The sequence below is a fragment of the Microbacterium dextranolyticum genome (assembly GCF_016907295.1).
GTDB lineage: Bacteria > Actinomycetota > Actinomycetes > Actinomycetales > Microbacteriaceae > Microbacterium > Microbacterium dextranolyticum.
This window is the reverse complement of sequence record NZ_JAFBBR010000001.1, coordinates 671,085-694,226: the sequence shown is the minus strand read 5'-3', so window position 1 is coordinate 694,226 and position 23,142 is coordinate 671,085. Positions and strand designations below refer to the sequence as shown.

Below are 23,142 nucleotides of genomic sequence, written 5' to 3'. Positions count from 1 at the left end.
CCCGGAGGCTCACCATGCCGCAACGCGCATGGTGACCGTCGCTGACCGCGGCGACCTGCGGACGTATGCGCCGATCGGCGACGGACGCACGGTCGCCCTCGTCGCCGGTGACGGCGGGATCGACTGGCTGCCGCTCCCCCAACTCGACTCCACCCCCGTCTTCGCACGAATCCTCGACGACGCAGACGGCGGATGCCTCGAGCTCGCCCCCGACGAGGAGTACACGGTCCGGCGCCGCTACCTCGCCGGCACGAACGTCCTGCAGACGACGTTCCGCACCGCGTCGGGTGCGGTGCGGGTGACCGATGCTCTGGTCACCGGGGTCGCCGGGCGTCTGCCGTGGGCGCAGCTCGTGCGCCGGGTCGAGGGACTCGATGGCGACGTGCGACTGCGCTGGGCCGTGCGCCCCGGCACGCGCCTGCGCACCGCATCGCCCTGGATCGTCCGCGCGGACGGCCACCACCTGCTCCGGGTCGACGGCACCACCCTCGCCGTCGTGGGTGAGCACATCGGCCGCACCCGCATCGAGGATTCCGCGGACTCGGGCCTTCCCGCACTCGGCGGGGCGTTCACCACGGCATCCGGTTCACGCCACCTTCTCGCGGTCGTCGCAACCGACGGCGAGCCGCTGCACATCCCCGACCCCGGCCACCTCGATGCCAGCATCGAGCGGACGATCACGGGGTGGCGGGAGTGGTCGCGCGAGTTCTCGTACGACGGGCCGTGGGCCGATGCCGTGCAGCGCAGCGCGCTCGCCTTGAAGCTCCTCGTGTATGCGCCGACGGGTGCGATCGCCGCCGCGGCGACCACATCGCTGCCGGAGAACCCCGCGGGCGGCAAGAACTGGGACTACCGCTTCGCGTGGGTGCGCGACCTCGCCTACACCGCGCACGCGCTCGTGCGATTCGGCTTGCGCGAAGAGACCCATGCCGCCCTGTCGTGGTTGCTGACGACGATCCAGCGGCACGGCGGCGATCCCCACGTGATGTACACGCTGCGCGGCGACCTCGTCGACGGAGCGCAAGAGTTCGACGCGCCCGGATGGGCGGGCATCGGCCCGGTCGTCGCGGGCAATCCCGCGACCGATCAGCTGCAGCTCGGCGTCTACGGCGACCTGTTCGCGATCTGCCGCACCTACGTCGATGCGGGGAACATCCTCGATGTCGGGACGGGAGCGCTCCTCGCCCGGCTCGCCGACGTCGTGTGCGACCGGTGGCGCAGCCGCGACTCGGGCATGTGGGAGCTTCCCTCCCTCGAGCACCACACGTCATCGAAGATGGGGTGCTGGCAAGCGTTGCGCGACGCCGTGCATCTGTCGGATGCCGGGATGATCCCCGGCCCCTCGGAGCGGTGGGCGGCCGAACGCGACCGGATCGCCGCGTGGGTCGAGGCCGAATGCTGGTCGGAGGATGCCGGCGCGTACACGATGTTCCCGGGTTCGCCGGCGCTCGACGCGTCGGTGCTGCTGCACGCCGAGAGCGGGTTCGACCGTGGCGAGCGCATGTCGCGCACGATCGATGCCCTCACCGAGGCGCTCGGGCGCGACCACCTGCTGTATCGCTACAGCGGCATGCCGGACGAGGAGCACACGTTCACAGCCTGCGCGTTCTGGCGCGCGAACGCACTCGCCTGCGTCGGCCGCCACGACGAGGCGATCGCGGCGATGACCGCGCTCGTCGGTCAGGCGAACGACGTCGGCATCTACAGCGAGATGATCTCGGCACAGGACGGGTCGTTCTGGGGCAACCTTCCCCAGGCGCTCAGTCACCTCGCCGTCGTGGGCGCGGCGTTGACGATCCTCGACGTCGCCCCGACGGAGATGCTCCGTGACCTCTGAACCGCGCGTCTTCCGCAGCGCCCCGGCAATCCTCGTGGAGAGCATCTTCTGGGATGAGCGGACCGACGAGCTGGTCTGGGTCGACATCACGGCGGGCACCCTCCACCGTGGGCGCCTCGACGGGTCCGCCGACGGTCGCGAGGACCGCGTCGCGCAGCTGCCGCCCCCGCTCAGCGCGGTGCAGCCCGCAGCGGACGGCGGGTTCGTCGCGGCTCTGCGCGATCGCATCGTGCTGTTGGATGCCGAGGGGCGCATCGTGCGCGAGGTCGCCGAGACTACGCATTCCCACGACGGCATCCGCAACAACGAAGGCAAGGTCGATCCGTTCGGGCGGTTCGTCGTGGGAGCGATGGACCTCACCACCGGCGATCCCGACGCGACGGTTCGCGCGATCGGGGCCGACGGGCTCGTCGACGTGCTGCGCGGCGGCTTCGCCGTTGCCAACGGATTCGAGTGGTCGGATGCCGGCGGCACGATGTACCTCACCGACACCTCCGTGCAGACAGTCTACCGCGCGCCCTACGGCGCCGGTCCCCGGCCCCTCGGCGATCTGGAGCCGTTCTTCGTCGGCCGCCCGTCCGACGGTCTCGCCCGCGCGCGGGACGGCGGATTCTGGAACGGGCTGTACGGCGAGGGCGCCGTGATCCGGTGGGATGCCTCCGGCACCGAGACGGCGCGCATCGGGCTTCCCGCGCCGAATGTCACGTCGGTGGCATTCGGCGGCCCGGATCTGTCGACGCTGTTCGTCGGCACCGCACGCGAGAACCTCACTGAGGAGCAGCTCGTGGCCCATCCCCGCAGCGGCGCGATCTTCGCCCTCGATGTCGGGGCGCGCGGATACCCGCCGCACACCTTCAGGGCCCGCGCGACCTTCTGACCTCACCGCAGGCCCGAACACCCCACCGACAGCCCACAGGCACCCCATGAAAGGACACGACATGGACCTCGGACTCGCAGGACGCACTGCGCTCATCACCGGCGGAGACTCCGGCATCGGCTGGGAGAGCGCACGGCTCCTCCTCGACGAGGGCGCGACGGTCTTCCTCACCGACCTCGACGCGGATTCCCTCGCCGAGGCCGCCGGGCGCCTCACGGCGGCCGAGGGCCGACTCCACTACGCCGCCGCCGACATCACCGACGTCGCGAGCGTGGCCGAGCTCGGTCGCCGCGTGCGCGCGACGGTCGGCAAGATCGACATCCTCGTGCAGTCGGCGGGGATCACCGGTGCGCAGGGCCTGTTCCACGAGATCGACGACGAGGGCTGGACGTCGACGATCGAGACCGATCTGCTCGGGCCCGTCCGCGTCGTCCGCGAGTTCCTCGCCGACCTCCGCGTCGGCGGATGGGGCCGCCTCGTCTTCCTCGCCTCCGAGGACGGTGTGCAGCCGTACGACGACGAGATCCCCTACTGCTCGGCCAAAGCCGGCATCCTCGCGCTCATGAAGGGGCTGTCGCGCAGCTATGCGAAAGAAGGACTGCTCGTCAACGCCGTCTCGCCGGCTTTCATCCACACCCCGATGACCGACGCGATGATGCGCAAGCGCGCCGACGAGCGCGGCGAGGGCTTCGACGAAGCGATCGACTCCTTCCTCTCCGAGGAACGCCCCTACATGGAGCTCGGGCGCCGAGGTGAACCCACCGAGGTCGCGGCCGTCATCGCGTTCCTGTGCTCCGACCGCGCGTCGTTCGTCAACGGATCGAACTACCGCGTCGACTCGGGTTCTGTGGCCACGATCTGACCGGAGTGTTCGGCACACCGCGGAACCCGCCGGGGCGGGGATAGCGTGGGTCCATGCGCGCGATCAGTTCCGACGAACGCGACTCGGCCTGGGAGCGGACCGACGCCCGATATCGGGTGTACGTGTTCGACGGCCCTGACAACGCCGTGACGACAGTGGACCTCGTCGAGACGACACTCGATGAGGCACTGGATGCTGCCCGCGATCTGTCCGGGCGCGACGAGCGGCTGTGGTCGCTCGCACTCGTCGAGACGGATGCCCGCGGGCTGCGAGGCCTCGTCTGGCTGTCGGGCATGGACTACAACGACCCTCCCGATTCGGCGATGGAGCGTGCGCAACGCGCGCGGATGCAGAACCGCTATCTCGCCGAACGCCGTCGGCGTGGGTTGGCGCTGCACCTCCCGAACGGCCGCCGGCTCATCCGGATGTTCCCGGAGTGGACGGAAGGGTGGCCGCTCTGGGAGAGCTTCTCCGATCATTACCATCTGACACCCGCAGACCTCACTCTCTCCCCTGCACTCGGTGAGGAACTGCGCGGATGGAACGAGGTGTGGTCGGCGCGCGGTCTCGACGCACCGGTGCCGACCGGTTGGTACGACGAGGGCATACGCCTCCTCGGGCTTCTGCGAGAAGAACTCGATGACGTCGCCGAGGTGCGTGCCGAGTTCCTCCACGACCCCGCGTGAACCGGGCGCGAATACCCCCGGCCGCATCCGATTGGCGCGCCTCGGCGCGAGAGGAGAGACTGGATCCATGACGACCGCCTCGCTGCCGACGTTCGCCCACGATGGTCGGGACCTGCCCTACGTCGACGAGGGTACCGGCCCCGCCGTCGTCCTCATTCCCGAAACGGGACAGCCCACGGGGTCCCTCGGCACACTCGCGAGCATTCTCGTCGAGGAGGACTTCCGCGTCGTGCGCCTGGTGTCGCTCGAGACCGGTGAGGATGCCCGCGCCCTGGCATCCTCGGTGATGGCGCTGCTCTCAGAGCTCGGCATCGACCACGCCTGGATCGGCGGCCACGGCGCCGGCGGCACGGTCGCACGCGCGGCATCGCTCGACCACCACGACCACGTCAACGGCGTGCTGCTGCTCGCCCCTGCGCCGAGCGACCTGCCGATCGCGGCCGACATCCCGGTGCTCGTGATCCACGGCACCGACGACGACGAGACCCCGATCGCCGAGAGCGAGGCCCTCGTCGCCTCTGCCCCGGCCCTCGCCAGCCTCAAGCGCGTCGAGGGGGCCGGACACCTCTTCCCCCTCACCCACCCGGGCGAGACCTCGTGGTTCATCGAGGACTACCTCGACTGGGACTGAGTTTCCTCAGGCGATGCGCGTTCCCGGCGGGAGCGTGCGCGCGGGGGTGCGCGTCCGCGCCCAGGCCCACCAGAGCAGCAACCCCGTCAGCGCGAGTTGGACGGCGAGTCCGACGAACCAGCTCGGCACCGTCTGAGCGATGATCTGCTCGGGCGTCTTGTAGCCCGACCTCCCGTCGACGTCGCCGCGGTAGTTGGCCGGATCGCATTCGTCCCAGCTGGATTCGAGCGTGGGAGCGATCTGGGCCGACCGGACGCTCGATTTCATCCACCCGAACGCGTCGTCGGGGTTGCCGCGGGCGTCGAATCGCGTGGGCGCGGCGTCGGCGAGGATCACGAAGGGGTTCGCAGACAGCATCCACCACACGCGATCGAACCGCGGCACCCGGTACGTGTTCGTGACCCAGTCCGCACAGACCATCGCCTCGGGATCGTCATAGCAGCGCTTCGACCCGTCGGTGCAGATGACGTTGCCGTGCTCGTCGTAGGCGAGCGATCGGTTGTGGCTGATGCCTTCGCTCGACATGGCCGAGCCGAGCAGCCCGAACCCGATGAGGCTGCCGACGGCGAGCGCCGCGACGACGAGATAGGTCGCGACCACGGAGAAGAGCGGGCGCGCGAGGATGCCTGAGAGCGCGACCCCGATGCCTGAGATGATCCCGGTCTCGACTACGAGGATCGCCAGCGAGACGACGACGGTGAGCGGGTTCACGTCGCCCGCAAGGGTCGCGACGACGAGGAAGGGCGCCGCGACCAGCGCGAAGGCGAGCCCGGTGATCCAGGCCGCGAGGAACTTGCCGAACAGGATCTCGGCGGTCGTGGCGAGGGTCACCTGCACCGGAGCGAGCGTGGCGGCGTCGCGATCGCCGTTGATGCTGTTTCCGCTGAGCGTCGGCGAGACCAGCAGCACGAGCAGCAGGGTGACGCACACGACGACGGAGTAGACGCCGGCGCCTCCCGTCCCCCACCCGCCGTAGGAGAGGAAGGAGAGGGCCGTCACGCCCAGCAGGGCGAGGCCGAAGAGACCGAGCAGCACGTACCACGACACCGTGCGCACCCGCTGCAGCAGTTCGAGGCGGGCGATGGTCCAGAGGCGAACGAGGTTCACGAGCGTCCTCCTTCGAGGTCGAGGAAGGTGTGTTCGATCAGGCCGGTCGTGGCGGCGAACTCGGCCACCGGGAGCCCTGCGGCGGTCAATGCGGCGAGGGCGGATGCCGCGGTGGCATCCGACGTGAAGGCGACGAGCACGTCACGTCGATCGATCGGCACGAGCGCCGCGTCGAGGCCGAGCGTCTGCGCGATCGGCAGCACGGATGCCGTCGCGTCGCGGTCGGCGAGACGGATGCGCCACGTGCGGCCGCGACGGGCGGCCGCGTCGACGCGTTCCGCGCTGACCGTCGCGCCGTCGAGGAGGAAGACGGCATCGTCGACGACCTCTTCGAGCTCCGACAGGATGTGGCTGGAGATGAGGACCGTGCGCCCGTCGGCGGCGAGCCGGCGCAGGAGGACTCTCAGGTCGATCCGGGCCTGGGGGTCGAGACCCGAGGCCGGTTCGTCGAGCAGCAGCACGCTCGGGTCGTGGACCAGCGCGCGGGCGAGCCCGAGCCGCTGCTTCTGACCGCGCGAGAAGACACGCGCCGGGGTGTCGGCGAGGTCGGCCAGAGCCACCTCGGCGAGCAGACGTTCCGCGCCCTGCCGGGAACGGGCCGCATCGAGGCCGTACAGGCGCCCCGTCATCTCGAGCGTCTCGCGCGCCGTGAGCGACGGCCACGCACCGAGGGCGTCGGGCATCCACCCCACGATCCCCCGAACGCCTGCCGGGTCGGCCATCGGGTCGATGCCGCCGATCCGCAACGTCCCCCCGTCGGGAGCGAGCAGCGAGGCCAGCATCAGCAGCAGCGTCGTCTTGCCCGACCCGTTCGGGCCGACGAGCCCGGTGACGGCGCCGGCGCGGGCTTGGAGAGTGACGTCGCGGACGGCGTGCACGTTCCCGAACGAGCGGCGCACGCCCGTGGCGACGATTCCGGGGGAGGTCATGGGCCCCACCCTAGGCGGAGCCTATGACTGCACGCGTCCTCCCTGCGATGTACATTCCGCGAAGCCGGGGAGGCGTCCCGGAGCTGTGATCGGCGCACCGTCAGCGGCCGATCGGTCGCCCGTGGGCGTGGATCGGCTGCGCTCAGCGGAAGACGTCGACGCCGAGATCGGGGTGATCGACGAAGACGCCGTCGACACCGGCATCCGCAATCACGCGCCATTCGGCGGCATAGTCGCCGAAGTCCCCGTCGTCGCCCCCGCTGCGGAACGGGGCGGAGAGAAAGGCGTTCTCGGGCCGGCAGGTCCACGTGAACACGAGCAGCCCACGGGCATGGGCGTCGGCGACGATGCCCGGCGCGGGGTCTTCCCGCCCGGGGGCGCCGACCGGCCCGTCTCGCCCGGCGGTTCCCGCGAGGATCATCGCCTTGTCGACGCTGATGCCGTCGACACCGTCCGCGAGGCGATCGAGGCCGCGCGCCGACACCTGCGCGGCGTAGGTCGGGGCGTCGGAGCCGTGCGCGGCGATGAGGTCGAACGCGCTCCCGCTCGCTTCGACGAGGTAAACGTACGTCGCACGGATGCCATGGGCGCGCACCTCGGAGAGCACGGTCTGCTCGAACGACTCGATGAACAGCGGCGGCTCGCCCTCCGTCCGCTCCTGCGCCCAGCCCGCTGCGCACAGCTCGCGCGCGATCGCGGCCGCGACGTCGACGCCGAGCCGGGCGAAGTAGGTCGCGTGCTTGATCTCGAGGACCACGCCGATCGGGCGGGCCTGATCGGCGGATGCCCGTCGCACGACGTCGAGCAGGTCGCGCAGTCGCAGCGGAGGCTCGGTGTCGTCGTGCGCCGCACTGGCCGGCCGCAGCATCGGCAGCCGCTCGCGGCACCGCAGAGTCGAGAGCTCGGCCCACGTGAAGTCCTCGGTGAACCAGCCGGTGTGCTCGACCCCGTCGATGCGCTTCGTCGCTCGACGTGCGGCGAACTCCGGGTGTCGTTCGACATCGGTCGTCGAGCCGATCTCGTTCTCGTGGCGCACGACGGCGACGCCGTCCGAGGTGAAGACGACGTCCGGCTCGACGGCATCGACGCCGAACGAGAGCGCAAGCAGGTACGACGAACGCGTGTGCTCGGGGCGATACCCCGGCGCACCGCGGTGTCCGATCACGAGCGGGGCGCGACGGGTCATGCTGCCAGGCTAGCGCGACGGGCGGCCGACGCTCGGAGCGTTCCAAGCGTGCTCACAGCACAGCACCTGCCCCGCTCCGCAGGCGTCCGATACGCTGGAATTCCGCGGGAATGCCCCGCGGCACCCTTCGCATTGGAGAGAGACCACCATGGCCTCGAGCAGCAATCCCGCTTTCAGCAACCCCGCCTTCCAGGAGCAGCGGCCCGGGCTGACCCCGCCGGCTGCCCAGACCCAGTACGCCGCCTCGTCCGCGCAGGCCGCCGACCTCGCTGCGCAGGCGCAGCTCGAGGGCGCGTTCGCCGCACCGTCCGCCGGCGCGGCGCAGACCGGTCGCATGACGGTCGAAGACACCGTCGTCAAGACCGTGGGCCTCTTCGCCGTCCTGCTGGTCACCGCCGTCGTCGGCTGGATCTGGACGATGGCGCCCGTCTCCGTGTCGAACCCCGCCCCCACGATCGTGCCGTGGATGATCGGCGCGCTCGGCGGCTTCGTCCTCGCGATGATCGTGAGCTTCACGTCGCGCAAGAAGATCCGCCCCGGCCTCATCCTCGGCTACGCCGCCTTCGAGGGCTTGTTCATCGGTGGCATCTCGGCGTTCTTCGAGTTCATGTGGCCCGGCATCGTCGTCCAGGCCACGATCGCGACCCTGTCGGTGGTCGGCGTGACGCTCGCGCTGTTCGCCAGCGGCAAGGTCCGCGCCTCGGCGAAGGCCACCAAGGTCTTCATGATCGCGATGATCGGCTACCTGGTCTTCTCGCTCATCAACGTCGTCATGATGATGTTCGGTGCATTCCCCGCCGGCAGCGGTGGCCCGTTCGGCATGCTGTCGGACGTCAAGATCATGGGCATCCCGCTGGGTGTCATCATCGGCATCCTCGTCGTCATCATGGCCGCGTACTCGCTCGTGCTCGACTTCGACTCGATCCAGCAGGGCGTCCGTAACGGCGCGCCCCGTCAGTACGCCTGGCTCGGCGCCTTCGGCATCATGGTCACGGTCGTATGGCTCTACGTCGAGATCCTGCGCCTCATCGCGATCCTCCGCGGCAACAACTGACGCTCCCGCCTCCAGAAGGCCCGTCCGGCGCACGCCGGGCGGGCCTTTCTGCCTTTCATCCCCGTCTGCCTCTTCTCCCCGTCTGCCTTTCTCCCCCGCCTGCCGCGCTCTGCCGGCTCTCCCGACGGGGCATGTCCCACTTTCTGCGTGTGCGTGTCCCGCTTTCTGCGGTGCATGTCCCGGTCTCTGGGTGGGGTGTCCCACTTTCGGCAGGGTGTGTCCCACTTCCAGCGACCCATGTCCCACAAAGCGTCGCCCGAAGACCCCCGCAACGACAGAAAGTGGGACGCGGCAGGCATCCGGCACCCGCTTCGTGCCTGTGCATCCCGCGTCCGCCCGACACGCGCTCCGCGAAACTCCCATGTCCCACTTTCGGCAGGGCATGTCCCACTCTCGGTGCCCCATGTCCCACAATGCGTCGCCCACAGACCCCGCAACGACAGAAAGTGGGACACGGCAGGCATCCGGATGGGACAGCGGCAGCCGCAGGACCCGGGCGTTCTACTGCAGGGCACGTCCCACTCTCGGTGCCCCATGTCCCACAAAGTGTCGCTTGCAGGCCGGCGTAGCGACAGAAAGTGGGACACGGCTCGAATCGCACCGCACGCTACCCGCACCCGCACCGCCCACGCCAGCACCAGCGCACCACCACCACCGCACCGCCCTCGCCACAAACGACGGATGCCGGGGCGCGCGGCCCCGGCATCCGGTCAGTTCACTCCCACTCGATGGTCCCCGGGGGCTTCGACGTGACGTCGAGCACGACCCGGTTGACCTCGCGCACCTCGTTCGTGATGCGGTTCGAGATCTTCGACAGCACGTCGTAGGGCAGACGGGTCCAGTCCGCCGTCATAGCATCCTCCGAAGAGACCGGACGCAGCACGATCGGATGCCCGTAGGTGCGGCCATCTCCCTGCACACCCACCGAGCGGACATCCGCCAGCAGCACGACGGGGCACTGCCAAATCTCGCCGTCGAGGCCCGCCTTGGTCAGCTCCTCGCGGGCGATGGCGTCGGCGTCACGCAGGATCTCGAGGCGGTCAGCGGTGACCTCACCCACGATCCGGATGCCGAGGCCGGGCCCCGGAAACGGCTGGCGTCCGACGATCTCGGCCGGCAGCCCGAGGTCGCGTCCGATCTGGCGCACCTCGTCCTTGAAGAGCGTCCGCAACGGCTCGACGAGCTCGAACTGGAGGTCTTCGGGAAGGCCGCCCACGTTGTGGTGGCTCTTGATGTTCGCGGTGCCCGTGCCGCCGCCGGACTCGACGACGTCGGGGTAGAGCGTGCCCTGCACGAGGAAGCGGATCGGGTCGCCCTCGGCCGCGGCCTCGGCGATCAGGTCCTGCTGAACCTTCTCGAACGCACGGATGAATTCGCGCCCGATGATCTTGCGCTTCTGCTCCGGGTCGCTCACGCCGGCAAGCGCGTTCAGGAACGTCTCCCGCGCGTCGACGGTGATGAGACGGACGCCGGTGGATGCCACGTAGTCGTTCTCGACCTGTTCGCGCTCGCCCTTGCGGAGGAGGCCATGGTCGATGAACACGGCGACGAGCTGGTCGCCGACCGCTTCGTGCACGAGCGCCGTCGAGACGGCGGAGTCGACGCCGCCGGACAGAGCCGAGAGCACCCGCCCCGTGCCGACCTGCTCGCGGATGCGCGCGACCTGCTCGGCGATGACGTTGCCGCTGTTCCAGTCGGCGGGAAGGCCCGCCGCCTTGTGCAGGAAGTTCACGAGCACGTCCTGGCCGTAGTCCGAGTGCTTCACCTCGGGGTGCCACTGCACACCGTAGAAGCACTTCTCGGCGTTGCCGAACGCGGCCACGGGCGTCGCCGCGGTCGAGGCGAGCACCTCGAAGCCTTCGGGGGCCTCGGCGACCTGGTCTCCGTGGCTCATCCAGACGTTCTGCTCGGCGGGCTGGCCACCCAGCAGCACCCCGCCGTCGCCGGCGAGGGTGGCATCCGTCGCGCCGTACTCGCGCAGGCCCGTGTTGGCGACCGTGCCGCCGAGCTGCTGAGCCATCACCTGGAAGCCGTAGCAGATGCCGAGGGTCGGCACCCCGAGCTGCAGGATGCCCGGGTCGAGCGAGGGCGCGCCCGGCTCGTACACCGAGGAGGGCCCACCCGACAGCACAAGGGCGACGGGATTCTTCGCGGCGACCTCGGCGGCCGTCGCGGTGTGCGGGACGATCTCGCTGTAGACGCCGGCCTCGCGGACGCGGCGCGCGATCAACTGGGCATATTGCGCGCCGAAATCGACGACGAGGACGGGACGCTGGGCGGTCTCGGTCTGGGTGGTCACCGGGTGCCTTCCGTGGCGGGGAGAGGAGGAACGGATGCCTCAGAGGCTTCGCGCTCGGCGAGGTAGGCCTTGACCTCGCGGGCGACGCGCGCCTCCATGAAGAACGACAGCAGCGGCACGATGCCGCCGAGGGCGAGCATGATGAACCGCAGGAAGCCCCAGCGCATGAGGCTCCACACGCGGAAGCACGCGAAGAGGTAGACGACGTAGAACCAGCCGTGGGCGATGAGGATGCCGAGCGACAGGTTGACGCCGTCGCCGGTCGACTCGTGGCCCGTCGCCGTCTCGACCACCGGGGCGAAGTGGAGGAATCCACCTGTTCCGCCGAAGAACAGCTCGTAGCCGAGGCCGTACTTGATGATCATCTCGGCGCACAGCGACAGCAGCATGACACCCGTGACGACCGAGGCGATCTGGTAGAAGCGCAGCGCTCCGCGGATCGCCGGGAAGGTGGCGAGCTTGGGCTGGGGCATGGGTTCCAGTCTACTGGGCGTGCGGGCGACGCAATCTGCAGGAGGAACGTCCGCAGAACCCGGTCGTGGAGCGGTCAGGAGTCACTCCTGTCACGCCTGGTCCTGCAGTGTGGGACGGTCAGCACCGGGGCGCTCGGCGCCCTGCGGCTCGGCACCCTGCGGCTCGGCGCCTACGTTTCGACCTCCTGTGGGGTGGAGCCGGCGGCCTCTTCGAGCGCCTCGACCTCCTTCTCCCAGGCATCCCGCGCCAGGCGGTACCACATGTAGAACGCGAAACCCGCGAAGATCGCCCACTCGACGGCGTAGAAGACGTTCAACCAGTTGACGTTGGACCCCTGTGCGGGCGCCGGCGAGTCGATCCCGGCGAGACCGGATGCCGCGACGATGCCGGCGAGCGAATCGCCGCCGTCGGCGACGAGGTACGGCCGGTAGACGTTCAGGTCGGTCGTGTCGTGCCACATCCCCAGAAGCGCCGCGGGAGACATCCGCGACATGTCGGTCACGGCTCCTCCGCGGGGAGGCAGGGCGGGGCCTTCATCCGAGATCAGCCGGCCCGTGAGGCTCACGGCCGAACCGGCGAGCGCGTCGAGCGCGGATGCCGCGGCGTCAGCCGTCGCCCGGTTCGCCGTCCACCCGACCGCCGTCGCGATGGATGTCGGCACCGGCAGGCCGGCCGAGTCGAGGCGCAACTGAGCGGTCACCCAGTACCCCTCGACGCCGTCGTTGAAGCGCGACGAGACGACCGCGAAATCGTCGGCGACGAACGAACCGACGACGTCGACACGCTGGCCGACCAGCGGTTCGGGCAGGTACTGCCCCGGCGGAAGCGCCTCGACGATGGGCTTCACCGTCTCGGTGATGCCCGGAGGCGGCGGGTTCGTGTCGATCGAGCGTCCGAGCTGCCACTGGCCGAGCCACGCGAACACGGCAGCGACGGCCAAAGCGAACAGCAGCATCCCGATCCACCACGGGCGCAGCATGACTTCGCGCAGCGTCGGCGCGAAGACCTCGGCGGGGGCCACGCTGGGCGCCCCTGCGGAGGCCGACCCGGCCACTGCAGGGGCCGAGGAGTCGCCGTCAGCCATCAGACGCGGTACGGCGCGACGACGACCTCGACGCGCTGGAACTCCTTGAGGTCGGAATACCCGGTCGTGGCCATCGACTTCTTCAGCGCGCCGATAAGGTTCGCCGTGCCGTCGGCCACCGGTGCGGGGCCGTACAGGATCTGCTCGAGGGGACCGACCTGGCCGACCTCGACCCGCTTGCCGCGGGGAAGCTTCGCGTGGTGCGCTTCGGGGCCCCAGTGGTAGCCGCGACCGGGGGCATCCGTGGCGCGCGCGAGGGCGACGCCGAGCATGACGGCATCGGCGCCCATCGCGAGCGCCTTGACGATGTCGCCGGAGGTTCCCACGCCGCCGTCGGCGATGACGTGCACGTACCGTCCGCCCGACTCGTCGAGGTAGTCGCGGCGTGCGCCGGCGACGTCGGCCACGGCGGTCGCCATGGGGGCGTGGATGCCGAGGGTCGCCCGCGTGGTCGACGCCGCTCCTCCGCCGAAGCCGACGAGCACGCCGGCGGCTCCGGTGCGCATGAGGTGGAGCGCCGCGGTGTACGTGGAGGCGCCGCCCACGATGACGGGCACGTCGAGGTCGTAGATGAACTTCTTGAGGTTGAGCGGCGCGGCATCCGACGACACGTGCTCGGCCGAGACCGTGGTTCCACGGATGACGAAGAGGTCGACGCCGGCGGCGACGACGGTCTCGTAGAGGTCCTGCGTGCGCTGCGGGGTGAGCGATCCGGCGACGGTGACGCCGCCCGCGCGGATCTCGGCGAGACGGTCACGCACGAGCTCGGGTTTGATCGGCTCGGAGTAGAGCTCCTGCATCCGCAGCGTCGCCTCGTCGGCCGGCAGCGACGCGATCTCGGCGAGCAGCGGCTCGGGGTCGTCGTAGCGAGTCCAGACGCCTTCGAGGTCGAGCACGCCGAGGCCGCCGAGCTGGCCGAGCATGATGGCCGTCGCCGGACTCATGACCGAGTCCATCGGAGCGCCCAGCACGGGGATCTCGAATCCGAACGCGTCGATCGACCATGCCGTCGAAATGTCCTCGGGGTTGCGGGTGCGCCGCGAGGGCACCACCGCGATGTCGTCGAACGAATAGGCGCGGCGGGCGCGCTTGGCGCGGCCGAGCTCGATCTCCATGGTCACCCCTCCAGCCTACCCGCCGCCCCCGCACCGCCCGCAGAACACCCCGGCGGCGGTGCGGGGCGAGGGCGGGCACGCGCGAGAAACCACATCCACCGCGAGAAACCACCGCGGCACGTGTTTCTCGCGACGGCGATGGTTTCTCACGTGCACCACCCCGTACCCCGAGCCGCGCGAGCCGGCCAAGCCGGCCAAGCCGCCCGCGCCGACCCGGAAGTCCGCGACCATGAGCGCGAGAAACCACATCCACCGCGAGAAACCACCGCGGCGCGCGTTTCTCGCGACGGCGACGGTTTCTCGAGGGAGCCGCCGAGTGCGGCCTGCGTATGCGGCCGGCGCGCAACCTCGGACGCCTGCGCCGCGCCGCGCCGCCTGCGCAGATCTCCCGCGTGCGTCGCCGTATGACCGGCGCTGACCCGACGCCGACGTAAGACGGCAGGATGGGTTCGACGGAGGAGGACGGATGGCCCAGCGCATCGTGGTCATCGGCGGCGGGATCATGGGGCTTGCCGCGGCATGGCAGCTCGTTCGACGAGGAGAACGCCCCGTCGTGATCGACCGGTTCGCGCGCGGCCACCACGAGGGCGCGTCCCACGGCGAGACGCGCAACTTCAACAACGCTTACGGCGAGGCGCACTACCTCGACCTGCTCGCGCTCGCGCGCGAAGGTTGGGATGCCCTCGGCGACGTCGACGGCGAGCCGCTGCTGCGTCTGCACGGTCTCGTCTCGCACGGCGGGGGCGCGGCGCTCGGCAGCGGCTCGGCCACGAGCCTCGCCGGGATCGCCGACGGGTTGACCGCCCGCGGCATCCCCGCCGAGCTGCTCACCGGAGCCGACGCCGCGCGACGCTGGCCGGGCATGCGCTTCGAAGACACCGTCCTCCACTCCCCCGACGCCGGGGTCGCCCGCGCCGCCGCGGCGATCCGCGAGCTCGAGCGCCGCATCACGGCCGGCGGCGGCGAGGTCCGGTGGAGCATCCCGGCGCGCGCCCTGTCCCCCGACGCAGACGGCGTCGATGTCGTGACGGATGCCGGGACGCTCCGCGCCGACGTGGTCGTCGTGACCGCGGGCGCGTGGACCTCGTCACTGCTGGGACCGGCGCTCGGATCGGGCTCGGGACCGGGCATCCCTCTGCCGCCGCTTCGCGTGACGGAAGAGACGCCGGCGCACTTCACGCCGTTCGTCGCCGGCCCGTGGCTGTCGTTCAACCATTTCGTCACACCCGGCTCGCAACCGTCGAACGTGTACGGCATGCCGACGCCCGGCGAGGGGATCAAGGTCGGCTTCCACGGCATCGGCGACGAGGTCGATCCCGACCGCCGTCCGCACCGGCCGGTGCTGCAGCATGAGCTGCGCGACTACGTGCGGGAGTGGATGCCCGGGCTCGACCCCGACACGGCGGTGCCGATCTCGTGCACGTACACGTCGACGCCGACCGAGGCGTTCGTGCTCGACCGGGTGGAGCGCATCGTCGTGGGCGCGGGGTTCTCGGGCCAGGGCTTCAAGTTCGCGCCCGGTGTCGGCGCGACGCTCGCCGCGCTCGCGCTCGACCCGTCGGCGCGGGCCGCCGAGGCGTTCCGCCTGGCATCCGTCTGACGCTCTCGGTCGCGCGGTCGTCCGACGAGTGCGGACTGTCTGTCTGACCGACCCACAAGCCCCGGCGCACGTCACCGAGTCCGTAGAATTCCACGTACTCCGCACCCGTCCGCCGCTTCAGGTGCGGAGTTCGTCACATCCTGCGGAGTACGCGACCCGCCCACACCGCGACCTCCACATCCGCTCAGCCACGCCCGCACCCGCACCGATACCCGCGCGGCCATGCCCCACGAGCCCCGGCACACGTCACCAGCTCCGCAGAATTCCACGTACTCCGCACCCGTTCGCCGCTTCAGGTGCGGAGTTCGTCACATTCTGCGGAGTACGCGACCCCCAACCCGCCGCCCGACACACGAACACGCGCGCACCCACGCCCGCTCAGCGCGGCCTGCTCACCGGGCCCGGGTGACCCGCTTCTCGTCCCACACGGGCTCGTCGGTCTCGACGACGCGTCCGTCCGAGCCGAACACGATGAAGCGATCGAACGAGCGCGCGAACCACCGGTCGTGGGTCACCGCGAGGACGGTCCCCTCGAAGCGCTGCAGCGCATCCTCCAGCGCCTCGGCCGAGACGAGGTCGAGGTTGTCGGTGGGCTCGTCGAGCAGCAGCAGCGTCGCCCCGGAGAGCTCGAGCAGCAGCACCTGGAACCGGGCCTGCTGCCCGCCCGACAGACTGTCGAAGGCCTGCTCGGCCTGCCGGACGAGGCCGTAGCGGTCGAGGGCCGAGCTGGCCGCATCCCGCGGCATGCCGGGCCTCCGGTCGTCGCCGCGGTGCAGGATGTCCAGGAGCGAGCGCCCGGTGTATTCCGGATGCCGGTGGGTCTGCGCGAACCAGCCGGGAGCAACCCGTGCGCCGAGCACGGCCCGCCCCGTGTGCGCGACGGGATCGAGCGCCGCACCGATGTCGGTGACGTGGCCGAGCAGCCCGTCGGGGTCGGTGCCACCGCGGGCGAGCAGCCGCAGGAAGTGCGATTTACCCGACCCGTTCGATCCGAGCACGGCGATGCGATCGCCGAACCACACCTCGAGGTCGAACGGCTGCATGAGCCCGGTAAGCTCGAGCCGCTCGGCGACGACGGCGCGCTTGCCGGTGCGTGCGCCGCGCAGGCGCACGTCGAGGGTCTGCGCGGGGGGACGCTCCTCGGGCGGGCCGGCCTCTTCGAACCGGCGCAGCCGAGTCTGGGCCGCCCGATAGCGCGACGCGAACTCGTCGCTGGCGGCGGCCTTCGCCTTCATGTCGGCGACGAAGCGGATGAGCTTGGCGTGCTCCTCATCCCACCGCCGGCGCAGTTCGTCGAGTCGCGCCATCCGGTCGTCGCGCGCGGCGTGGTAGGTGCCGAATCCTCCGCCGTGCACCCAGGCGGTGCTCCCGGCGCCGCCCGTCTCGAGCGTGACGATGCGATCGGCGGCCCGTGCGAGCAGCTCGCGATCGTGCGAGACGAGGAGGACGGTCTTGGATGTTTCGCGCAGTCGTTCCTCGAGCCAGCGCTTGCCGGGCACGTCGAGGTAATTGTCGGGCTCGTCGAGCAGCAACACCTGATCGGGGCCGCGCAGGAGCGCCTCGAGTGCGAGTCGCTTCTGCTCTCCCCCGGAAAGGGTGCCGAGGTCGCGGAACCGTGCCCGCGCGAAAGGGATGCCGAGGGCGGCGACCGTGCACGTGTCCCAGACGGTCTCGTACTCGTATCCCCCGGCTTCGGCGTAGTCGGCCAGCGCGGCGGCGTAGCGCATCTGCGTGTCGAGGTCGTCGTGCTCGATGATGGCGGCCTCGGCATCCTCGAGTTCCCGCGCGGCGGCGCCGACGCGGCCCGGTGCGACAGCGATCAGCAGGTCGTGCACGGTCTGACCGGCCTCGCCGTGACCGATGAACTGGTCCATGACGCCGAGCCCGCCGTCGATCGTGACGGTCCCCGACCGCGGTGAGAGCTCGCCTCGGACGATCTTCAGCAGGGTCGTCTTGCCCGCGCCGTTCTGGCCGATCAGAGCGGTGGTCTTGCCGTCCGCCACGCGGAAGGTCACCTCGTCGAGCAGAGGTCGCCCGTCCGGCAGGACGAACGAGACGGCGGCGATGTCGATGTAGCCCACGGCGGGTCCTTCCGCCCCGGCCACGGCGGCGCAGAGCCGACCAGACTATCGCGCGCTCAGCTCACCACGGTTCGTCGCCGCGCGGCACGACCTCGAGCACCTCGGGCAGGCTCGTCGGGAAGCACGAGTGGAAGAGTTCGGTGATGTCGGAATCGGAACCGTAGTCGTCGACGATGCGCATGCCGATCATGACGTTGATGAGCATGCCCTCGGCCAGGAACACTCGCGCCTCCTCGGCGCTCATGCCGGCTTCGTCGCGGAACATCCGCCACACCCGCGCGAATCCCTGACGTCCGGCCGGGCCGATCACGGGGTGCGACCCCAGCAGCCACGCGTGAGAGAGCGTCTGATGCAGCCCGCGCACCCGCAAGAGGCCGATGTAGGCATCCCCGACCCGCCGCGCGATGGGCTCGCCGGATGCCTCGTCGGCCAGGGCCTCGCGGAACGCGTCCATCATTTCATCGATCGCCCGCTGCAGCGCCGAGAGGAAGAGGCTCTCCTTCGATCCGAACAGGCGCACGACGTAGGGCTGGCTGACGCCGGCGCGGCGGGCGACCTCGTCGGTCGTCGTTCCCTCATAGCCGCGCGCGCCGAACACCGCGAGGGCCGCCTCGATGATCTGCTCGCGGCGCTCGTCGGAACTCATACGCCGCGCGGTCTCGGGCGCCGTCGCCTCGATCGGACTCATGTTGACATGTTATCAGTCGATTACTACAGTCGCCTTCGACAAGTAATCATTCGATTACAACCAAGCGAAGGGAGCTCGGCGATGACCGAGACGCTCACTGCGACGACGTCCATACGATCGGATGCGCCGCCGCCCGATGCCTCGGCCACGATGCCCCGCCGCCCCTTCGGGCTCGTCGTCGCCGCGGCATCCGTGCCCATGTTCATGGCCACCCTCGACAACCTCGTCATGACCAATGCGCTGCCCGTGCTGCACGAGACACTCGGCGCGAGCGTCGAGCAGCTGCAGTGGTTCGTGAACGCCTACACGCTCGCGTTCGCGTCGATGATCCTCGTGGCCTCCGCGCTGGGCGACCGCTTCGGGCGACGCACCGTGTTCCTCGCCGGCATCGCGATCTTCGGCGTCGGCTCCGTGCTCGCCGCCCTCAGCACTGATCCGGGGCAGCTCATCGCCGCCCGCGCCGTACAGGGATTCGGCGGGGCCGGTGTCATGCCCCTGTCGCTCGCGCTCATCTCGGGCGGCGTTGCCCCGGCCCGGCGTCCCCTGGCGATCGGCCTCTGGGGAGGCATCGCAGGGCTCGGGGTCGCCGCCGGTCCTCTCGTCGGCGGCGCGATCATGCAGGGGTGGAACTGGCAGGCGATCTTCTGGATCAACGTGCCGATCGCGATCGTCGCGATGCCCCTCGCCTTCTTCGCGCTGCGCAATCAGTTCGGTGAGCGCACCCGCATCGACGTCCTCGGGGCGATCCTGACGGCCGGCGGAGTCCTCGCCATCGTCCACGCGATCGTCCGCGGCAACGACGATGGGTGGTCGTCGCTCTCGGTGGTGGGCGAACTCGTGGCCGGAACCCTCCTGCTCGTCGGATTCATCGCATGGCAGGCGCGGGGGCGGGCCCCTCTCGTGCCGCTGCGCCTGTTCCGAGACCGCTCGTTCTCGCTCACGAACATCGTCGGCTTCCTCTTCAGCTTCGGGGCGATGGGCGCCATCTTCCTGCTCATCCAGTACCTGCAGGTGGTGCAGGGATCCACGCCGCTCGAGGCCGCCCTGCAGACGACGCCGTGGACCCTCGCGCCGATGTTCGTCGCACCGGTCGCCGGCCTGATCGCGCCGCGCGTCGGCACCCGCGCCCTGCTCACCGTCGGGCTGCTGCTGCAGGGTGTGGGGCTGCTCTGGATCGGCCTCGCGATGTCGACCGACCTCGATTACCCCTCCCTCATCGCGCCGTTCGTCCTGTCCGGGGTCGGCATGGGACTCGTCTTCGCGCCGATGGCGACGGCGCTGCTCGCGACCCTCGGCGTGGTCGACCACGCCAAGGCATCCGGGGTCAACTCCACCGTGCGCGAGATCGGACTCGCCCTCGGCACGGCCGTGATGACGGCGATCTTCGTGGGCGCCGGCGGACAGCTGCGACCCGACATGTACGTGGATGCCGCGCGCCCCGCCGTCTTCACCGGAGCGGCTGTCCTGTTCGTCGGAGTCGTGGCGGCCCTCCTGCTGCCGTCGGGGCGCGCCACGGCATCCGCCACGCCCGTCACGGACTGAGCCGCCGCGGCGCAGACCTGACCCGCACGAACTCCGCGGATCGTCGCGTACTCCGCACCCCTCCCCCCGATCGGATGCGGAGTACGCGACATCCTGCGGCGCCGCCCACCCGACCGGGCACGCCGCACACATCGCCCCCGAGCTCAGGATGGCCGCGCGTGCAGCCCCGCGGCGAGAGCGCGGCGGATCGTGCGCTCGACCTCGAGCGCGTCATGCACCACCTGCGCGTACGAGAAGCGCAGAACGGTGTAGCCGCGCAGCCGCAGCTCCGCGTCGTGGGCGATGTCCTTCGAGCGCTGCGCCGACGAGGAATGATGCGCCCAGCCGTCGATCTGGACGACGAGCCACTCCCCGACGAGCACATCGACGGGCTTTCCGGCCACCACGGCCTGTTGCCGGACCTGCACCCGCAACCGCCGCAAGGGGCGGCAGACGAGCACCTCGAGCCCCGAGTCCGCGAGCCCGGTGACCTGCGCTGCAAGCTCGACGGCCGCACGCGACGGCCACGAGATCGCGCGCAGCGCCTCCGGCGCCAGCCGCTCCATCCGGGCCGCGGATTCCCACAGCACGAGTGCCTCTGCCGGAGGGCGGCACACAGCGATGTGCGCGAGGGCGTCCTCGACGGTCGCGATGAGTGCCCGTCCGACCGGCGCGACGGGGCGGGACCAGTGCGCAACCCCGCCCCATGGTGTGCGCGGGCCCGTCGATCCTGGCGGAAAGTGCAGATGCACGTCGTCGCCGACACCGTCCGGCATCCACCACCCGCGCATCCGCGCGAGCGTCGTGCAGGTGATCCTGCCGCCGCGGCGCGCCGCTTCGCGCAGATCGGCGGGCGCGTCCGCCGAGACGAACCAGGAACGGCGATGCACCTCGATCGCGCCGTCACGAACCGCCGCTCGTAGCGAGGCATCACGGTATCCCTCGTCCCGCAGCTGCCCGCGATGCGCGGCCGTGCCGCGTAGGCGATCGGCGACGGGGACGAGGTGCATACGGGCATCCTGTCGACTCGTCGCGCTCACGGATGCCGCAACCGCGCCATCCGTGGACAACCCGCGCCACTCGCCGCCTGGGGAGGAGGAGACGAGCTCCGCAGAAAGCCGCGAACTCCGCACCCGATCACACGAAAAGATGCGGAGCACGTCACATCATGCGGAGTTCGTCACGCCGCACGCCAGCGGGATGCCAGGATGACGCCTCACGTCGCGGACCCTCACCTCAGCAACACCACCACCGCACGAACTCCGCAGAAAGCCACGAACTCCGCACCCAATCACACGAGGGCATGCGGAGTTCGTCACATCATGCGGAGTTCGTCCCGCACACGGCAGGCGACCCGGGATACCACGGCCACGGTCGCACCACAGCCACAGCCGCAGCCGCAGCCGCAGCCGCAGCCGCACGGCCCTACTTCTTGTAGTTGGGGGCCTCGACGACGATCTGCACGTCGTGGGGGTGGCTCTCCTTGAGGCCGGCGGCGGTGATGCGCACGAACTTGCCGCGCGCCTTGAGCTCCTCGATCGTGCGGGCGCCGACGTAGAACATCGACTGCCGCAGGCCGCCGACGAGCTGATACGCGACCGCCGAGACGGGGCCACGGTAGGCGACCTGGCCCTCGATGCCTTCGGGGATCAGCTTGTCATCCGAGGGGATGTCGGCCTGGAAGTAGCGGTCCTTCGAGTACGAGGTCTTCTTGCCGCGGGTCTGCATCGCGCCGAGCGAACCCATACCGCGGTAGAGCTTGAACTGCTTGCCGCCCTGGAAGACGATCTCTCCCGGCGACTCATCGGTGCCGGCGAGGAGCGAGCCGAGCATGACGGTGTCGGCGCCAGCGACGAGGGCCTTGGCGATGTCGCCCGAGTACTGCAGGCCGCCGTCGGCGATGACGGGGATCCCGGCCTCGCGGGCCGCCTGATAGGCCTCCCAGATCGCGGTCACCTGCGGCACGCCGACGCCGGCGACGATGCGCGTCGTGCAGATCGAGCCCGGGCCGACGCCGACCTTCACGGCATCCACCCCGGCTTCGATGAGCGCCTGGGCACCCTCGCGCGTGGCGACGTTGCCGCCGATGACGTCGATGTGGGCGAACGACTCGTCGGCCTTCAGCCGGCGGACCATGTCGATGACGCCCTGAGACTGTCCGTTCGCCGTGTCGACGACGATGACGTCGACACCAGCGTCGCGGAGGGCCTCGGCGCGCTCCCACGCGTCGCCGAAGAAGCCGATGGCGGCGCCGACGCGCAGGCGCCCCTGGTCGTCCTTGGTGGCGAGGGGGTATTTCTCGCTCTTGTCGAAGTCCTTGATGGTGATGAGGCCCGCGAGCTTGCCCTCGTCGTCGATGAGGGGCAGCTTCTCGACGCGGTGCTGCGCGAACAGGGCGATGACCTCGTTCGCTCCGATGCCGACGCGGCCCGTGACCAGGCCCTCGCTCGTCATCACGTCGCGCACCTTGGTCGTCTGACGTTCGAAGCCCGACACGAACCGCATGTCGCGGTTCGTGATGATGCCGAGCAGGCGTCCGTCGTCGTCGACCACCGGAAGACCCGAGATGCGGTACTGGCCGCACAGGGTGTCGACCTCTTCGATCGTCGCGTCGGGGGTCGTGGTGATCGGGTCGGTGATCATGCCCGACTCGCTGCGCTTGACCTGGTCGACCATCGCGGCCTGCTCGGCGATCGCGAGGTTGCGATGCAGGATGCCCAGACCGCCCTCGCGCGCCATGGCGATCGCCATACGTGCCTCGCTGACCGTGTCCATCGCCGCCGACAGCAGCGGCGTGGCGACGGTGATGCGGCGGGTGACCCGAGACGACGTGTCGGCTTCGGAGGGGATGACGTCGGTGTGCCCCGGGAGGAGCAGCACGTCGTCATAGGTCAGTCCGACGAATCCGAACGGGTCGTTGTGCTCCACGTGCTCTCCTGGTTCGCGCTCCCACGCGCGCGATTCGCGCGCGTACCGATTGTAAGTCGCGGGCGCGATCCCGCATTCCGATGCGCTGCGTCCGGGCCGGCGCAGGCCCGCCGCGAGCGCGTCCCGGCGACGTGCCAGCGCCCGCCGCAGCGCCCGCGCAGGCATCCTCTCTTGACGTGGGAC

At 70.3% G+C, this 23,142-nt stretch carries 19 protein-coding genes; 8 read left to right on the top strand and 11 right to left on the bottom strand.

The annotated features are described in order from the left end of the window. Positions 1–28: 28 nt before the first annotated feature. The 5 genes from JOE64_RS03015 to JOE64_RS02995 all read left to right on the top strand — a co-directional run bounded on the left by JOE64_RS03015 (position 29) and on the right by JOE64_RS02995 (position 4,893). The gene (locus JOE64_RS03015) at positions 29–1,837 is read left to right on the top strand and encodes a glycoside hydrolase family 15 protein (protein WP_204962889.1); all 1,809 of its coding nucleotides are present in this window, start codon (positions 29–31) and stop codon (positions 1,835–1,837) included. Further along, entirely contained in the window at positions 1,827–2,714 is an 888-nt protein-coding gene (locus tag JOE64_RS03010; RefSeq protein ID WP_204962888.1) for an SMP-30/gluconolactonase/LRE family protein, read from the top strand. The genes JOE64_RS03015 and JOE64_RS03010 overlap by 11 nt, the downstream gene beginning before the upstream one ends. 61 nt (positions 2,715–2,775) lie before the next feature. Beyond that, complete coding sequence (locus tag JOE64_RS03005) at positions 2,776–3,576, top strand: SDR family NAD(P)-dependent oxidoreductase (RefSeq protein WP_204962887.1); 801 nt, start codon at positions 2,776–2,778, stop codon at positions 3,574–3,576. 53 nt (positions 3,577–3,629) lie between these two features. Further along, entirely contained in the window at positions 3,630–4,262 is a 633-nt protein-coding gene (locus JOE64_RS03000) for a hypothetical protein (protein ID WP_204962886.1), read from the top strand. 67 nt (positions 4,263–4,329) lie between these two features. Then, positions 4,330–4,893, top strand: a complete 564-nt coding sequence (locus JOE64_RS02995) for an alpha/beta fold hydrolase (RefSeq protein WP_204962885.1) — start codon at positions 4,330–4,332, stop codon at positions 4,891–4,893. Between the two features lie 6 nt (positions 4,894–4,899). Here the strand turns inward: JOE64_RS02995 and JOE64_RS02990 are convergent, their stop codons facing one another. The 3 genes from JOE64_RS02990 to JOE64_RS02980 all read right to left on the bottom strand — a co-directional run bounded on the left by JOE64_RS02990 (position 4,900) and on the right by JOE64_RS02980 (position 8,115). Continuing rightward, positions 4,900–6,000: an ABC transporter permease gene (locus tag JOE64_RS02990; RefSeq protein WP_204962884.1), complete on the bottom strand. Its 1,101-nt coding sequence runs from the start codon at positions 5,998–6,000 to the stop codon at positions 4,900–4,902. After that, a complete protein-coding gene (locus JOE64_RS02985) occupies positions 5,997–6,929 on the bottom strand; it encodes an ABC transporter ATP-binding protein (protein ID WP_204962883.1) in 933 nt (310 codons plus the stop codon). The genes JOE64_RS02990 and JOE64_RS02985 overlap by 4 nt, the downstream gene beginning before the upstream one ends. A 142-nt stretch (positions 6,930–7,071) precedes the next feature. Continuing rightward, positions 7,072–8,115 carry a glycerophosphodiester phosphodiesterase family protein gene (locus tag JOE64_RS02980; protein WP_204962882.1) on the bottom strand — a complete coding sequence of 348 codons (1,044 nt, stop codon included), beginning with the start codon at positions 8,113–8,115 and terminating at the stop codon, positions 7,072–7,074. A 148-nt stretch (positions 8,116–8,263) separates the two neighbouring features. Here JOE64_RS02980 and JOE64_RS02975 point away from each other — a divergent pair, with 148 nt between their 5' ends. Further along, positions 8,264–9,169, top strand: coding sequence for a Bax inhibitor-1/YccA family protein (locus tag JOE64_RS02975; protein ID WP_204962881.1), 906 nt, complete (start codon positions 8,264–8,266; stop codon positions 9,167–9,169). A gap of 715 nt (positions 9,170–9,884) precedes the next feature. Here the strand turns inward: JOE64_RS02975 and guaA are convergent. From guaA to JOE64_RS02955, 4 genes are all read right to left on the bottom strand, one after another. Then, a complete protein-coding gene (gene guaA, locus JOE64_RS02970) occupies positions 9,885–11,468 on the bottom strand; it encodes a glutamine-hydrolyzing GMP synthase (RefSeq protein WP_204962880.1) in 1,584 nt (527 codons plus the stop codon). Beyond that, entirely contained in the window at positions 11,465–11,941 is a 477-nt protein-coding gene (locus JOE64_RS02965) for a DUF3817 domain-containing protein (RefSeq protein ID WP_204962879.1), read from the bottom strand. Before JOE64_RS02965 ends, guaA begins: the two co-directional genes overlap by 4 nt. A gap of 170 nt (positions 11,942–12,111) precedes the next feature. After that, positions 12,112–12,921 carry an SURF1 family cytochrome oxidase biogenesis protein gene (locus tag JOE64_RS02960; protein WP_204964940.1) on the bottom strand — a complete coding sequence of 270 codons (810 nt, stop codon included), beginning with the start codon at positions 12,919–12,921 and terminating at the stop codon, positions 12,112–12,114. 104 nt (positions 12,922–13,025) lie between these two features. Beyond that, positions 13,026–14,141: a GuaB3 family IMP dehydrogenase-related protein gene (locus tag JOE64_RS02955; protein WP_204964939.1), complete on the bottom strand. Its 1,116-nt coding sequence runs from the start codon at positions 14,139–14,141 to the stop codon at positions 13,026–13,028. Between the two features lie 466 nt (positions 14,142–14,607). Between JOE64_RS02955 and JOE64_RS02950 the strand changes: the two genes are divergently transcribed. Next, a complete protein-coding gene (locus JOE64_RS02950) occupies positions 14,608–15,741 on the top strand; it encodes an FAD-dependent oxidoreductase (protein WP_204962878.1) in 1,134 nt (377 codons plus the stop codon). Between the two features lie 392 nt (positions 15,742–16,133). Here the strand turns inward: JOE64_RS02950 and JOE64_RS02945 are convergent, their stop codons facing one another. Both JOE64_RS02945 and JOE64_RS02940 read right to left on the bottom strand, forming a co-directional pair. Further along, positions 16,134–17,822 carry an ABC-F family ATP-binding cassette domain-containing protein gene (locus JOE64_RS02945; RefSeq protein WP_204962877.1) on the bottom strand — a complete coding sequence of 563 codons (1,689 nt, stop codon included), beginning with the start codon at positions 17,820–17,822 and terminating at the stop codon, positions 16,134–16,136. Positions 17,823–17,883: 61 nt separating this feature from the next. After that, positions 17,884–18,510, bottom strand: a complete 627-nt coding sequence (locus JOE64_RS02940; RefSeq protein ID WP_204962876.1) for a TetR/AcrR family transcriptional regulator — start codon at positions 18,508–18,510, stop codon at positions 17,884–17,886. Positions 18,511–18,591: 81 nt separating this feature from the next. Between JOE64_RS02940 and JOE64_RS02935 the strand changes: the two genes are divergently transcribed. After that, entirely contained in the window at positions 18,592–20,052 is a 1,461-nt protein-coding gene (locus JOE64_RS02935) for an MFS transporter (RefSeq protein WP_239531684.1), read from the top strand. Between the two features lie 143 nt (positions 20,053–20,195). Here JOE64_RS02935 and JOE64_RS02930 read toward each other — a convergent pair whose 3' ends face one another. Next, positions 20,196–21,041 carry an endonuclease domain-containing protein gene (locus tag JOE64_RS02930; RefSeq protein WP_204962875.1) on the bottom strand — a complete coding sequence of 282 codons (846 nt, stop codon included), beginning with the start codon at positions 21,039–21,041 and terminating at the stop codon, positions 20,196–20,198. A gap of 415 nt (positions 21,042–21,456) precedes the next feature. Continuing rightward, positions 21,457–22,959: an IMP dehydrogenase gene (guaB, locus tag JOE64_RS02925; protein ID WP_204962874.1), complete on the bottom strand. Its 1,503-nt coding sequence runs from the start codon at positions 22,957–22,959 to the stop codon at positions 21,457–21,459. Between the last annotated feature and the right edge of the window lie 183 nt (positions 22,960–23,142).